13 protein-coding genes are annotated in these 13,603 nt (G+C 58.6%); 4 read left to right on the top strand and 9 right to left on the bottom strand.

Annotation, left to right across the window (positions count from 1 at the left end; translation table 11 throughout):
• The first annotated feature begins 237 nt into the window (after window positions 1-237).
• Complete coding sequence (locus HL45_RS16760) at window positions 238-456, top strand: hypothetical protein (protein WP_049972337.1); 219 nt, start codon at window positions 238-240, stop codon at window positions 454-456.
• A 124-nt stretch (window positions 457-580) separates the two neighbouring features.
• A complete protein-coding gene (locus HL45_RS16755; RefSeq protein ID WP_049972336.1) occupies window positions 581-922 on the top strand; it encodes a DUF192 domain-containing protein in 342 nt (113 codons plus the stop codon).
• Here the strand turns inward: HL45_RS16755 and HL45_RS20525 are convergent.
• From HL45_RS20525 to HL45_RS16745, 3 genes are read right to left on the bottom strand one after another with little or no spacing between them, the layout of a single operon-like run.
• Window positions 919-1,110, bottom strand: coding sequence for an FmdB family zinc ribbon protein (locus HL45_RS20525; protein WP_158413710.1), 192 nt, complete (start codon window positions 1,108-1,110; stop codon window positions 919-921). The two genes, HL45_RS16755 and HL45_RS20525, sit on opposite strands and share 4 nt — an antisense overlap.
• Window positions 1,111-1,134: 24 nt before the next feature.
• On the bottom strand, window positions 1,135-1,824 hold the full coding sequence (locus tag HL45_RS16750) for a hypothetical protein (protein ID WP_049972335.1): 690 nt from the start codon (window positions 1,822-1,824) through the stop codon (window positions 1,135-1,137).
• Window position 1,825: 1 nt separating this feature from the next.
• The gene (locus HL45_RS16745; protein WP_049972334.1) at window positions 1,826-2,236 is read right to left on the bottom strand and encodes a DUF4870 domain-containing protein; all 411 of its coding nucleotides are present in this window, start codon (window positions 2,234-2,236) and stop codon (window positions 1,826-1,828) included.
• Window positions 2,237-2,383: 147 nt separating this feature from the next.
• On the opposite strand from HL45_RS16745, the gene HL45_RS16740 reads away from it, so the two are divergent.
• Window positions 2,384-3,166, top strand: coding sequence for a helix-turn-helix transcriptional regulator (locus HL45_RS16740; protein WP_049972478.1), 783 nt, complete (start codon window positions 2,384-2,386; stop codon window positions 3,164-3,166).
• Between the two features lie 6 nt (window positions 3,167-3,172).
• Here HL45_RS16740 and HL45_RS16735 read toward each other — a convergent pair whose 3' ends face one another.
• Window positions 3,173-4,198, bottom strand: a complete 1,026-nt coding sequence (locus HL45_RS16735; RefSeq protein ID WP_049972333.1) for an NAD(P)/FAD-dependent oxidoreductase — start codon at window positions 4,196-4,198, stop codon at window positions 3,173-3,175.
• 291 nt (window positions 4,199-4,489) lie between these two features.
• Here HL45_RS16735 and HL45_RS16730 point away from each other — a divergent pair, with 291 nt between their 5' ends.
• Window positions 4,490-6,235, top strand: a complete 1,746-nt coding sequence (locus HL45_RS16730; protein ID WP_049972477.1) for a helicase HerA domain-containing protein — start codon at window positions 4,490-4,492, stop codon at window positions 6,233-6,235.
• A 9-nt stretch (window positions 6,236-6,244) separates the two neighbouring features.
• Here HL45_RS16730 and HL45_RS21315 read toward each other — a convergent pair whose 3' ends face one another.
• The 5 genes from HL45_RS21315 to HL45_RS16710 all read right to left on the bottom strand — a co-directional run bounded on the left by HL45_RS21315 (window position 6,245) and on the right by HL45_RS16710 (window position 13,483).
• The gene (locus tag HL45_RS21315; protein WP_162833892.1) at window positions 6,245-6,406 is read right to left on the bottom strand and encodes a hypothetical protein; all 162 of its coding nucleotides are present in this window, start codon (window positions 6,404-6,406) and stop codon (window positions 6,245-6,247) included.
• 17 nt (window positions 6,407-6,423) lie between these two features.
• A complete protein-coding gene (locus HL45_RS16725; protein WP_144240110.1) occupies window positions 6,424-6,669 on the bottom strand; it encodes a hypothetical protein in 246 nt (81 codons plus the stop codon).
• A 276-nt stretch (window positions 6,670-6,945) separates the two neighbouring features.
• Entirely contained in the window at window positions 6,946-8,727 is a 1,782-nt protein-coding gene (locus tag HL45_RS16720; RefSeq protein ID WP_049972331.1) for an asparagine synthase-related protein, read from the bottom strand.
• Between the two features lie 168 nt (window positions 8,728-8,895).
• Entirely contained in the window at window positions 8,896-11,151 is a 2,256-nt protein-coding gene (locus HL45_RS21440) for a beta strand repeat-containing protein (RefSeq protein ID WP_049972330.1), read from the bottom strand.
• Window positions 11,152-11,623: 472 nt separating this feature from the next.
• A complete protein-coding gene (locus HL45_RS16710) occupies window positions 11,624-13,483 on the bottom strand; it encodes a bacterio-opsin activator domain-containing protein (protein ID WP_049972329.1) in 1,860 nt (619 codons plus the stop codon).
• Window positions 13,484-13,603 lie beyond the last annotated feature (120 nt).

Below are 13,603 nucleotides of genomic sequence, written 5' to 3'. Positions count from 1 at the left end.
ACGAGGTGAAAAGGCAAGCGGGGAACAATCTCATCGCCTTTTTTGTTCGTCTTACACGCCGCAGTCATGCGATTCTACGATTCGAAGGTCGAAAACAGGGGACGAAGTACAGATGAGCATTCGTCGTATTTACCATCGAACACCGTGGCTCCGCGCCCACTTAACAACGAACTTAACAGCTAGTTAGAACCGTTTAACCGGTCAATAGTATTCATACCGAATATCGTAGAATTTTTTATGTCGTTGGTCGAAATCGCTACCGCAGTCAGCCACCAGTTCGTTGCCGCTCCCGTCCAAATCGCAAGCTTTTGGCTTTCAGTTATCCTTCCGCTGTTCTACATCCCATTGATTTTCGATGGACTCGGTGCGAAGGTTCTTCCGTTATTTGTCGGACTACTATCCTTTCACCTCATAACGCTCTTTCTGGGGCGGAACTACCGACAGGAAAACGCATAGCGACGACCCGGAGTGCGATAGCGACCCGAAAACGAACGTCTCGCGTCGAGGGCCTACTATTATTTTCGCCGATTTTCACGACGGCGGCGAAACGTTCGAGGGGTAACGAACCGATAGCCGCCCTATGCACGTCATTCGGCGACGAGACGGAGTCGAGCGGACGCTTTCCTCGCGGACAGACCGAATGGATTCGCTCGGTTCGCGGATGAGAGGACTGTTTCGTCTCTTTCGGCGCGAGGACTGTGCGCTCGTATTCGAGTTCGATTCGGTCGCGGAACGCCGTGCTTCGACGCTATTCACGCCGCTGGCGCTTGACGTGGTATGGACCGAAAACGGACAGGTAACGCGAGTTGCCCGTTTGAATCCGTGGACGGGGTTCGCGCGTGGGAGGGGGGACAGCGTGGTGGAGTTTCCAGCAGGTGTTGCAGACGTCGTTCGACCGGACGACGAACTGGTCGTTCGTTAGTCCCAGTCGTCCCGTTCGATGGTATAGCCACCGCATTCGGGGCAGACTTGATACCGAACCGTGAACGAGGTTTCACACCCTCGACATTCGTATGGGTCGTTCGAATCCGATTCCGACTCCGAACCTACTCCGAGTCGTCGCATCAGTCCCATGTCCGCCGGTTCGAAGGTGACAACTAAATAGTTCACCAGAGCGGAGTGAAAGTGAAACTGTTAGTTCGCTTCGTACTCCACGAGTTTCACTTCCAACACCGCTTTTCCGCTCTCGTCGTAGTACGCGGAGTACGGCGCGACGCCGTGGTCGGGTGAGTAGCATCCGTCTCTGACAACCGAACCGTCGATTCGGACTTCCGAGTAGTAACACTCGATTCCAGCGTAGGTTCGCTTTTCGGTCACTTCGTAAGTCATCGTTCCGTCCTGCGTCGTGAAACTCCACGATTGGCCGACCCGGAGGTCTTTGCCGTAGGCACTGCTCATCGCGCCCGCGTACATCGTCTGGACGGCATACTGCCCGCCGGGAACGAATGCGAGGTCGATGATTGCGTCGTCGCGGTTGACGGTCATGGACGATTCGTGTCTCTCTCCGCCAAATTCGAAGATGCTGTTCAAGGTGACGTTTTCGCCGTCGATGGCTTGTACGTCCCAGACGAGTTTCCCGGTTCCTTCGTTCGCGTCCATTACGTCGAAGGTGTACGTTCCGGGCCGGTCGAACCGGAACGGTTGAAAGCTGTTGTCAGTCGTTTCGTCGTCGTTCGCACCGTCTCCGTTGCCACTTCCTACTTCATCACCTGCACCGTCGCCTGCATTCATATCCTCGGCATTCGGGACACTGGGGCCGAATCCTGCGCACCCGGCAAAAACGACAGCGAGAACGATGGCGAAAATCGTTGCCGTTCGAGCCATTTTACGCGATTCTGTCCGCGACGTTCCCGAACACTGGCATGTGGTACGCGTCGCCCGAGTAGGCCTTGTACATCAGGAACAACCACCCGAGGAACGCGACGAACCCGACAACGAGGTAGGCGAACGAGAACATGAGCGAGAACAAACCACCCACTCTAGGAACGAAGATGAGTGCGAACTGCACGAACGTCATCGCCACGTAAACGAAGAACAGTCCAACTCCGAACGCGATACTCTGTGCCGAGTGGAATTTCACGAACTCGTTTTCGCTTTCGAGGACGAAAAAGAGGATGCCGGTAAGCGGACCCAAGAGATATGCGAGCGCCCCGGCGAGATTCTCGTCCAACCCGGTTCCGGTTTTCGAGCTAGTTGATTCCGGTACTTCGGTCGTCGTTTTTGGTTCGACAGCCATGGCATGAAATGGAACGAATATTGTATATAATTATCCAATGATATTTTCCCGAAACGCGGAACGATTTCGAAAAACGAACCGTTTCCACCCCGTGAAACAGTTTTCGGGGTGTGAAACACTATACCATAGGGATGAGTAATGAACGTAATGACCAGTAGTGATTCAGAGATCGTGGTCACTGCCGTCAAGCGAGCGAATACCCTGCGGGCGCTTAGCGAGCACCCACTGGCGCGGTCGGAACTGCAAGCGGACATCGGCGTGTCGCGGACGACGACGCACCGAATCGTACGCGACCTGACCGAGAAGTCGCTCGTTCGTCGCGTCGATGGAAACTACGAACTCACGCCGTTGGGTCGAATCGTTGCAACCGAAGTCGGTGAACTACAAGATACCGTCGAGTTGGCGACTCGATTGGAACCACTCTTGCCAGCGCTTGACGGAACCGGCATCAACGTCGAACTGTTCACCGACGCGACGATAACGGTGCAGGAACCGGGTGACCCGTACCGTCCAGTCCGTCGATTCGTCTCGCTTCTCCGCGATTCGGAAACTCTCCGCGGGTTCGACACCACGACAATCGCCCCGATGTACGTGGACGAAATCCGCGAAAACATCTTCGACGGCATGCAGACCGAAATCATCTATCTTCCGACCGTCATCGACCAACTGTTCACCGACCACCGCGAAGCAACGTCTCACGCCATCGAAATTGGAAACCTCGACTTGCTCGTTCACGAGCAACTGCCGTTTGGACTGGTGATGTTCGACGACAGAATCGGTATCGGTGGCTACGACGATACCGGTGTGCTCCGCATTTTTGCAGACACGACAAACCCCGACGTTCGAACGTGGGCCGAATCATTGTACGAGCAGTATTACGAGGAAGCGATGCCGCTCGAAGAGCCTTCGGACTCCGACGCGGCGGTGTAATTGCGACTATTCCTCGCGGATTCGTTCGCCAACGTCGAGTCCACTCCCCAGCGCGTGGTGCACTCGACCATCTCCTGCGACCCAGTCGCCAGCGAAATAGAGGTTCACTTCCGTTGCCCTCCGAAGAACGTCCGCATCGGCACCCGAATCCGGGAGCGCATCGCGCCAGCGAATCACGTCGAACCAGTCCGGAGCAGAAAGCGAGTGGTCGGAAAGCAAGTCCGCGACGTGGTCTGCCGCCGCCGCAACGATTTCCGAATTCTCGTGGTCGTACTGTTTTGCCGACCAGTCGGGAGCCATCTGGACGACCAGCAGGCTCTCGCCGTCCGGAACGTGACCCGATTTGCAGGACTCGCGCGCCAGCCAGCCGATTTCGTGTTCCTTGTCCGTGTTTACCAGCGCGTAGTAGGGCCGGTCGATTTCGAAGGGATAGTGAAGCACGACAGAGAGAATCGTTCGGTACGGAACGTGGCCGATATGTTCGCGGAGTTCCCGTCGGGTTTCGTCGTCGCCCCACTCCGCAAACTCTAGCAGAGATGCAGTAAGCGGCGCTGGCGGTGTCAACACGAGTTCGTCGTATGGCCCATGCTCGTTCCCGCCACCGTCTTCGACGTACCATCCGTCGTCTTCGTTCTTTTGAATCCCAACAATCCGCGTATTGGTTCGAACAGTTGCATCACTCACATTCAGTAGTCGCTGACCGAGCGTTCCGATTCCGTTTCGGTACGTCCATTTCTCCGTATCTTCGTCACGTCCCTCCGAAATCGTCTCGCCCGCGTCGAACGTCCAAACCGGTTCTTCGACATCGACCAATCCATCCGAGAGTTCTCGGATAACGCGAGAAACACGTTCCTCCTCGCTTTTCACGTAGTTCGCGCCCGTGTCGTAGACGCAGTCGGCTTGCTCGCGCGTGGCGGCGCGGCCGCCGACGCGCTCGCATCGCTCGAACAGGGTGACCGTTGCCGAATCTCGAAGCGCGTAGGCGACGCCGAGTCCTGCGACACCTGCCCCGACGACGGCGACACGGGTCACGTTGTGCTTCCCCCAGTTCGCTCTTGCCTCCGCTCAACAGTTTCGGCATCGACATGGAAATTCATTGTCCGGCGGTTCGAGGGCTGACAGCAAAGCGATTGTGGCGGTGTCGCGGATTGTAATGTCGGGATTTCGAGCACGTCTGGGAGAAACGAACGGTTATATTCGAAAGCGGAACCAGAGCAATTCGCCGATCACCCATCCAACCAGCCAACCAAGTCACCAATGGTCAGCAGTTCGAAGCGTGATGCAAAAATTCAAGGAATCTCTGTCGAATCCAGCACCAAGAAGATGGACAACGAACAACAACTGCCGGTGGGCAACCTCGTCGCCGACGACACCGAGGTTTCGATTCCCGTTGTCGAAATCCTGACGGGGCGCGGGTTCGTCACCGGAAAATCCGGGTCGGGGAAGTCGAACACCGCGTCGGTCATCGTTGAAAAACTGCTGGACGCAGGCTATCCGGTCGCCATCATCGACGCTGACGGGGAGTACTACGGCTTAAAAGAGGAGTACGAACTGCTCCACGCTGGCGCGGACGAGGAGTGTGACATCCAAGTCGGGGCCGAACACGCCGAGAAAATCGCCTCGCTTGCGCTCGAACAGAACGTCCCGGTCATCGTGGACGTGTCCGGCTATCTGGACGAGGACGAGGCCGACGAACTCATCCGTGAAACGGCGCGACATCTGTTCGCCAAGGAAAAGAAGCTGAAAAAGCCGTTCTTGCTGGTGGTCGAGGAGTGCCACGAATACATCCCGGAAGGCGGCGGCATGGGCGAAACCGGAAAGATGCTCATCAAGGTCGGCAAGCGCGGGCGAAAACACGGACTGGGCGTGATGGGCATCAGCCAGCGCCCCGCCGACGTGAAGAAGGACTTTATCACGCAGGCGAACTGGCTCGTCTGGCATCGGCTGACGTGGGAAAACGACACGAAAGTCGTCAGCCGAATCGTCGGCGACGAGTACGGTGACGCGGTTCCAGACCTCAACGCAGGGGAGGGATTCGTCCAGACGGACTGGACAGACGGCGGGATTCGTCGCGTACAGTTCAACCGAAAACAAACCTTCGACGCGGGGGCAACCCCCGGACTCGATGACTTCGAGCGCCCCGAACTGAAATCGGTCAGCGACGCACTGATGGGCGACTTGGAGGACATCACGGAACTTCAGGAGCAAGAACACAATCGGGTTGCGGAACTCGAAAGCCAACTGGAGCGCAAGCAAGAACGAATCGCGTCGCTGGAGGACGAGCTTCAAACCGCGCGCGACGTGTCCGCCGCCGCGCGGAAAATGGCCAACGCACTCGCCCACGGGGAGGTTGGCGGCCCGGAGGATTTCGGACAGCAACTCCGTGAGAAAGACGAGCGAATCCGCGAACTCGAAGCGCAGGTCGTCGAGTTGGAGAACGAGCAGACCGACCTGAACGCGTTCGAGGCGAGTGAGGAAACCGAAGGAATCGAGAAAACCAAAAAATCAGAAAGAATCGAACAACCAGGGAAACCTGAAGAAATCGAGCAATCCAAGCACCCCGAGAAAACCGCAACAGCGGACGAGGTCGGGGAATCGACCTCGTCCGCCGACACCGTCGAATCTCCCGGTGTTGAACCATCCGAGGGCGAAGATTCCGTCGAAGCGTACCGAAAACGACTTCGTCAGCGCGGCTACGAACTCGGCAAAGCCGTTTCACAGCAATCAGTGTCGGACACCGCATCGCTCGTGGAACTGGCGAACGCAGACCCCGTTGTGGTTCGCATCGACGCGGCGCGGCGGGAATCACTTTGTAACGACGACCATACGTGGGACGTTATCGCCACACTCGCGGCGGACGGCCCGATGACGGTTCACGAAATCGAAGCAAGTGTGACGGCGTCCGTCGAACAGATTCAGAGCCTCCTCGCCGAACTCAGAACTCGATCGCTCGCCACGCGAAACGATGCTCGACAGTACGCCCTCGACCGGGCGGGAATGGTTTCGATTATCAACGACCCGGACGAGCGAGCGCACAACACCGAGCTCCACGGGCAGTGGCGCGAATAATCGGCGCGATTAGCGCCACTCCTCGTCGATTCCGGCGTCACGTTCCGCGTCTTGTAATCCTCGCGGTTGCCACTCGCCGGACGCCCGACAGCGGTGGACGAGGACGCCACCGACTGAAAGGAGTACGACTGCGACGAGAAGTTCGATGAGGAGGAATACCCCGACGTTCATCGGGCGATGTACGTGCCCTATCTGCCTTGTTCTTCCGGTGTTCTCTCCACGGAATCGGTCGTGCGAAGGAACCGGATCGTGCCAGCAACCATCAATCCTGCACCGAGCGTCATGGCGACGAAATCTACGTTCGCCCCGCCGCCGTACAGCTCGGAGTAGCCGAGAAACGCCAGCCAGCAGGTGCCCAGTGCGGGAAGGATGAGTGTGTTCCGGCGGTTTTCGGATGTTTCGTTTGTCTGTTTGTCGTTTGTTCGTCGGTCCACTCGTGACCAGCCTGTCTCCCACTGTTGCCCCAAGGTTTATAAAATTTTGTCAGACGAACTGAAAAGTAGAGAAACGGCAACAAATAGTTCGAAACTCAATAAATATCAAAATTCAGTGAGTATCTACATCTATATATTTAATATCGTTTGTGACCATGCTTGAGGGAGTTGGCGTGCCGATATGCCGCCTGCCATGCAGTAGAATGGTCAAATCGGCTGTGATTGAAACTTCCTACTTTGATTCGATTTATAATAAATAGTTTAAATATATTCTCGCTATCGAACTGGAACGCGCTGGCCCGCGGACGGACGGAGTGCGTCGAGGTGCTTCTGTAACCAGAGTTCGACAGTCGTCAGCGCCGAAATCGGTTTGATATAGTCACCGCGCTCGTCGAGATGCTCGCGTTGGAGGTCACGCACCCCGTCCGAATCGAAGATGTCACGGGCACACGCATCGTCGAGGAGGTCGTCGATGAAGGCTCGCATGTCGTTGTTCGTTCGGTACCACGTTCCCATCTGCGACGTGGTTTGACCGAGCACTCGCTTTTTCACGTTGTCCGCGACGAATCCCGCGGCGTGAAGTGTGAGAGGCGAGGTGGGCGGGCGCTTCGTCCGATTGTACGGGACTTTTGCGGCAGGGCCAGCGACTCGACGGGCAACTTCGAGTTTGAGCGGCGCGACGGCGGACGGAACCGTGCCGCGAGTGCCGGGAATCGACCCGATTCGGTACCGATTGTATGGCATTCGCGCGACGTGGTTCATGAACTCGCCGTCTGCGAACGGGACGCGAGTTCCGGCCTGACTTCGATAGAGGCGATTCGAGCGGAAATGCGAGTCCGCGAAGATTTCCCAGAGTGCGTCGAGGGTTCTGTGTTCTCGCCGGGGTTGCGTGCTTCGTTCGACCACACGGCCCAACGATTGTTTCGGGGAAATTTCCGCGGAGAGGAGGGTTTGAACGTCAGCGGGGGGCAGCTGACTCTTCAGGGCAGAGAGGGCATCAACAGGTTGTTTTCCGGTCAAATACGACCGATACATCACGTCGCCGAAAAATTCGCCTTGACTGCTTCCTTCGAACAGCACGTCAACCTGCCCGGAAACGCTGTTCAGCGAGGGTGCGAGGTTGACGAAAAACGACCACTGCAACATCCCGTCCATGATGTCCACGCCGCGTTCGATGGCGTTCACGAACTCCCCGGCGGAGTAGTCGTGGAACTGGTTGGGTAGTTCGAGCGAGTCGGCGACGCGCTCCGCACCGATTCGGTCTTCCTGCGTCGCGGAGTTGTCGTAAGTGAACGTCTGAACGGAGCCAATTTCATCTTTCAGCGCGGCGGCGAGCGTTCTACTGTCGAGTCCGCCCGAAAGCCAGACACCGGCTCGTCCGTCGATGGTGTCTGCAACGTTGCCGACAACCCGGCGGTAGCGCCGAACCGCCTCATCGACGTAGCCCTCCTGTGGCGCGATGCCGAAGTCGGGTTCCCAGTATCGCTTCGTCCGGAGATTGCCGCCCTCGTAGTGGATGTACGAGGCGGGACGCAGAGAGTGAATGTCCGAGACGAGGGTTTTCTTTCCGAACACGTAGCCCATATGGAGCATGTCGCTCACCGCTCGCTCGTCCACTCGCGGTTCGCGGAGTTGCGTGACCAGCGATTTCAGTTCGCTTCCGAACAGGAAGCCGTGAACCGTCGAATAGTAACACGGTCGCGTGCCAATTTTGTCGGTTGCGACGATGGTAGAACTTCCATCTGCCACCGCGAGCAAAAACGGGCCGCTGAGTTTCGGAAGGGTGCGGTCTGGGTCGGCGAGCACTCGCTCGAAGATTTCGTCGGCCGTCAACCCCAGTTCTTCGCGATTCGAAATCACGCCGTGAAGAACGCCGATTCGGTCGCCGTCTCGCCACGTTGTCCATCCGCGTGCGTCTCGCTCGCCGTGATGGACGAGTCCGATTCGCCAGTCGCCAGTCGAGCGTTCGGCAGTGCCATACCACGATTCGTCGTCCATCGTGTCTATCATCTCGTCGAGAGCACGACTGCTGACAGTACCACCAGTTACGCCGGGCATAGCAGAACCGTTCACGACTGCCTATATTGTTATGAGACGCCTTCGGCGGAATTAGGCCTCACTTGGGTCGAATCGTAGGGCGAGAAAAATCAGTTTGGAACTACCTACTGGACGTGGCAGTTGTCGTGTGCAAATGAAAGAATGGTTTGAACCGACGACGACAGTCGGTCAGGCCGATTCGTTGGCTGGTTCAGTCGGTTGTGGTTCTGGTTCGGTCGGCTCCGGTTCGGGTTCGGTTGGCTCAGGCTCCGGTTCGGTCGGCTGTGGCTCGGTCGGTTCGGGTTCGGTTGGCTCAGGCTCCGGTTCGGTCGGCTGTGGCTCTTCTGCCGTTCCATCAGCACCATCGACCTCTGCGGCTTGTTCCGCGGCGTTCTGAATCGCTTGGATGCTTGCGCCAGTCGCTGCGGCGTTGACTCCCTGCTGTGCACCGTTCGCCGCGATGTTCTGAATAACGTTGATGTTGACGTTCTGATTGACCGACGCCGTCTCTATCGCACCGGTCGCCCCGCCATCCGCGGCGGCTCGGACTTCGCGCGGTGACACGTTCGGGTTGTCCGCGGCCGCACCGACAGCACCCTCGGCACTGCCCAGCACCGCATTGAGGATGACGTTGATGTTGACGTTCTGGTTGACTGCGGCCGAGCCGACGCCACCCTGCGCGGCTCCGAGCGCCGCATTGAGAATGACGTTGATGTTGACGTTCTGATTCACCGCACCGGCCTGTCCAGCGCCCAACGCCGCGCCCTGTGCGGCGTTGAGGATGACGTTGATGTTGACGTTCTGGTTTACGGCACCCTGAACAGCACCCTGTGCTCCGCCGAGTGCGGCGTTGAGGATGACGTTGATATTGACGTTCTGATTCGTCGCCCCGACGCCCACACCACCCTGCGCCGCACCGGCGGCGGCGTTGAGAATGACGTTGATGTTGACGTTCTGGTTCACCGCACCTTCCACAGCGCCCTGTGCTCCACCGAGCGCCGCATTGAGGATGACGTTGATATTGACGTTCTGGTTGACTGCACCTTGTATGGCTCCGCCAGCGGCCCCGAGTGCGGCATTTTGGATGACGTTAACGTTCACGTTCTGGTTCGCAGTGCCAGCTTCGACGCCACCCTGTGCCGCACCCTGCGCGGCGTTCTGGACGACGTTGACGTTCGCGTTCTGGTTGACCGCCGCGGCCTGTACCGCACCACTCGCCGCGCCGAGGGCGGCGTTCTGAATCACGTTGACGTTGGCGTTCTGATTAATCGCCCCAGCGGCCGCACCCTGTGCGGCGTTCTGCACGACGTTTGCGTTGACGTTCTGATTGACGGCGCTCTGAACTGCTCCTGCGGCCGCACCGAGCGCGGCATTCTGAACGACGTTCACGTTGGCGTTCTGGTTGATTGCCTCCTGAAGTGCGCCCTGTGCCGCACCCTGCGCGGCGTTCTGGATGACGTTCACGTTGGCGTTCTGGTTTGCGGCTGAGACCGCGCCACCACTCGCGCCGAACGCGGCGTTCTGGACGACGTTGACGTTCGCGTTCTGATTGATCGCTCCGGAAGCCGCTCCAAGCGCGGCATTCTGGACGACGTTCACGTTGGTATTCTGATTTGCGATGCTCCCTTGAACACCACCGTCAGCCGCACCGAGTGCGGCATTCTGAACGATGTTTACGTTCGCGTTCTGGTTGATTCCTTCCTGCGCCGCACCTTGTGCCGCCCCCTGTGCGGCGTTTTGAACGACATTGACGTTTGCGTTCTGGTTGATCGCTCCGGCGGCCGCACCGAACGCGGCATTCTGGATGACGTTGATGTTGACGTTCTGGTTTATTTGATTCTGCTTCAGCGCCACGCGCGAGGCCGAACTCGCGTTGTCGGAGGTGGTCGTCGTTCCGATAGCTCCGTCGGTGAAGTTTCCGCTAGTCGCGTTTTCACTCGCATTTGACGCGCCGGTGAGGGCACCGAAGGCGGCCCCCTGTGCGGACGCTTCGAGTTGTTCGGTGCTCGCATCCGGGCTTTGGAGCGCACCACCAACTGCTCCGGTAACTGCGGCCTCTCGCTCCGCGGAACTCACGTCAACTCCGGCGTCCATGGCGTCTTCGACGCCTTGGAGCGCACCTCGAACCGCGGCTTGTCGGCTTTCGTTGCCCTGTGTCGCGTTCCCGACTGTGGTCTCGTTACCTGCTTGCGTCGTCTGATTGCCGAGTTGTTGACTGCTAATGCTCATTCTCGGCGGCCCGTCGAACGAGCGTAATCCGTCTACCGGCGCGGTCTGCGAGAGATACTCCGGCTTCGGTGCGTCCTGCAGTTGAGAGAGGTCGGTTGCCGTTGATGCGCTCTCTGCGCTGTCGGCGTTCCCGACTGCGACGAACGGACTGCTCGTTCCGACGATCAGTAGGACGGCGACGACAGCGACGAGGAACCGTTTTGCCGTCGCGGTCATCGTGCCACCTGCTGGTCTACTCGTTGTGGTTGACGCGCGATACGAACGGTGTTCGATGTCGGATTCATGATTTCACGTAGCGGCGACGCCGCTCGAAACCTGTATCGTGGTGAATCGTTTTTAACCCAGCTTAGCGTTAATTACGTTTAATGAGAGTAATGGAAATATCTCGCTCGTGACCGACAGGTACTCTTCAAAACCGAAAATAGATCCCCAAACTGAAACAGTAATCACAGTTTTCCGAGACCGAATCCGGCATACCCGAACGAACACAACATCACTTCGAACGTCTTACTCGGGTAACGTGCTCGTTCCCGCATTTTCGCCACGGCAATCCCCCGTGACGTTCAGAAAGCAGAACTTTCGGAACGGGACGTGCTTCGGTAACGACGATTCACGCTCCGTTTTCGACCTCGCCGCCTTCTGCGGGGCGAGGTCGGAGAGTTTCAATCCCCTCGCTCGAAAACGACGGTCAAGCGACTTCGTCGCCGAAGAACTCGCCACAGAGTTTTCGCTCCGCGGCCCGCAGGTGCTCGTGGAATGTCGAACGCGAGATTTGCATCGACTCGGCGAGTTCCTCGCCGGTGACGGGCCGCGGCCAGTCGAAGAAACCGCTGACGTAGGCGGTTTGGAGCGCGGTCAACTGTCGTTCGGTGAGCTTTTCGGTGAGATTTTCGATGAAGTCCTGTCTCGTCTTCGCAGGTCGCTCGCGGTGGCGGTACGCCAGCAGTTCGGTTCCGGGATACGATTTTTTCAGGCGCTCGACGAGGCCGCGAACGTCCGCCTCTTGCGGGAACTCGACGACGACGCGGGAATCGTCTGGCGTCGCCGAAATCGCTTGCGTCTTGCCGCCGTACTCCGACATGGTGGAGACGAGCGTTCCCGCCGGGAGGACGAACTCGAAGAGGGCTTCTCCATCGCGCTCGGCGACCAACCGGGCCTCGGTGACGCTTTCTCTGTCCTCGACGGCGGCAATCACGTCATCGGGGGACGCACCGCGAATCGAGAAGAAAGAAACGACGGAGCCGTCGTCCCGGTTGGTCGATTGCAGATACTCGATGTCCGCATTCGTCTGTTTTGCGATGTCAACGAAAAAGAGGTCGGCGCTCCGGAAGGCAAATTCGGCCTCGACCACGCTGTCGGCGATGAGGATTCTGCGCGTCTCCCGGGCGTTGATGGCGCTGGCGATTGCTCGGCCCAGTGACCGAAGGACGACCTGTTCCCGTTCGTCGAAGGCATCCTGTTCCGTCGCGCAGATAACGAGAACGCCGTACTCCGTATCGTCGTAGGCGATGGGGAGCGCGGCGACTGCCTCACAGCCTTCGACGTCGAGTTCGTCTACCTGCAGTTTGCCGGTTTCGAGCGCGTCGATGACGAGCGGATGTTCGGGTTTCGGGTCGCAGTCGCCTGCGACGGCCCGTACTTCGACGCTGTCGGTTCTAATATCTCGCTCGCCAACCCACGCGAAGTTGTACGGTTCGACGCTCGACACGCGCTCGCAGACGGCCGTTTCGATTGCCGTTCTGGTCGGTGCTTCGACCACCGCGCTGGTCACGTCGCCAAGCAGTCCCTCGATTCGTTCGAGCAAGTGTTCGCGCTCTTTTGCCCGTCTGCGGGCCGCGAACTCGGCGTTCTTCCGCTCTGTGATGTCCGTTTGGAACCCGCAGTAGTGGGTGACCTCGCCCGCGTCGTCCCGAATCGGCGCAATATCGACCCGGTTCCAGAACTTCTCGCCGTCCTTTCGGTAGTTGCATAGTTCGACCGAAACGGGTTCCTCGTTGTCGATTGCGGTTCGCATTTCCGCAACCGCGTCGGGGTCGGAATCCACTCCCTGCAGGAATCGGCAGTTCTGCCCGAGAATGTCTTCGGAATCGTAGCCCGTCAACTCCTCGAACGCCTCGTTGATGTAGATGAGCGGTTCGTCGTCCAGTTGCGCGTCGGCGATGGTGATGCCGACCGGTGCCTCGTTGATGGCGCGCTCTTTCAGTTGGAGTTCCGCGGCCACATCCTCCAACACGTCGCATTCCCGGAACACGAGGGTTACCCCGTCTTCGTCGGGATGCGTCGTCGCTTCGTACTGTGCGTCGCCGAGCGACAGCCAGAAAGAGCGGGAGTCGCCATCCGCAACCGACGCCTGACAGCGTTCGCGCATCGTCTCGACTGCCGTCGTCGGCAGTGCTTCGGGCAGTTGCTCGCCGATACCGAATCCGAAGATGTCGCGGGCCGGGTCGTTCAGATAGGTGACTTGCCAGTCGGTGTCGAACGCGACGACCGGGTCGGCAAGACGCTCGACGGCCTGCCGGGCCGTGCGAGTCTGGTCTGTGGTATCCATGCGGGTTTGTACGTCCTGCCGGAAGATAGTAGTTCAGTTATCGACTGCAGGTCTGGCCGCCGTCGCAGGCCGCCGATTGGCCGTCCCACCGTGGGCGAAACAGGAAGATTGCTGTAAGGC

This window comes from Haladaptatus cibarius D43 (genome assembly GCF_000710615.1).
Taxonomy (GTDB): Archaea; Halobacteriota; Halobacteria; order Halobacteriales; family Haladaptataceae; genus Haladaptatus; species Haladaptatus cibarius.
Note: the sequence above shows the minus strand (reverse complement) of the source record. Positions and strands in the feature narration are given on the sequence as shown.

Coding starts and splice junctions, on each gene's coding strand:
- HL45_RS16760 (WP_049972337.1), top strand. CDS start 238: ATGTCGTTGGTCGAAATCGCTACCGCAGTCAGCCACCAGTTCGTTGCC.
- HL45_RS16755 (WP_049972336.1), top strand. CDS start 581: ATGCACGTCATTCGGCGACGAGACGGAGTCGAGCGGACGCTTTCCTCG.
- HL45_RS16750 (WP_049972335.1), bottom strand. CDS start 1,824: ATGGCTCGAACGGCAACGATTTTCGCCATCGTTCTCGCTGTCGTTTTT.
- HL45_RS16745 (WP_049972334.1), bottom strand. CDS start 2,236: ATGGCTGTCGAACCAAAAACGACGACCGAAGTACCGGAATCAACTAGC.
- HL45_RS16740 (WP_049972478.1), top strand. CDS start 2,384: ATGACCAGTAGTGATTCAGAGATCGTGGTCACTGCCGTCAAGCGAGCG.
- HL45_RS16730 (WP_049972477.1), top strand. CDS start 4,490: ATGGACAACGAACAACAACTGCCGGTGGGCAACCTCGTCGCCGACGAC.
- HL45_RS21315 (WP_162833892.1), bottom strand. CDS start 6,406: ATGAACGTCGGGGTATTCCTCCTCATCGAACTTCTCGTCGCAGTCGTA.
- HL45_RS16720 (WP_049972331.1), bottom strand. CDS start 8,727: ATGCCCGGCGTAACTGGTGGTACTGTCAGCAGTCGTGCTCTCGACGAG.
- HL45_RS21440 (WP_049972330.1), bottom strand. CDS start 11,151: ATGACCGCGACGGCAAAACGGTTCCTCGTCGCTGTCGTCGCCGTCCTA.
- HL45_RS16710 (WP_049972329.1), bottom strand. CDS start 13,483: ATGGATACCACAGACCAGACTCGCACGGCCCGGCAGGCCGTCGAGCGT.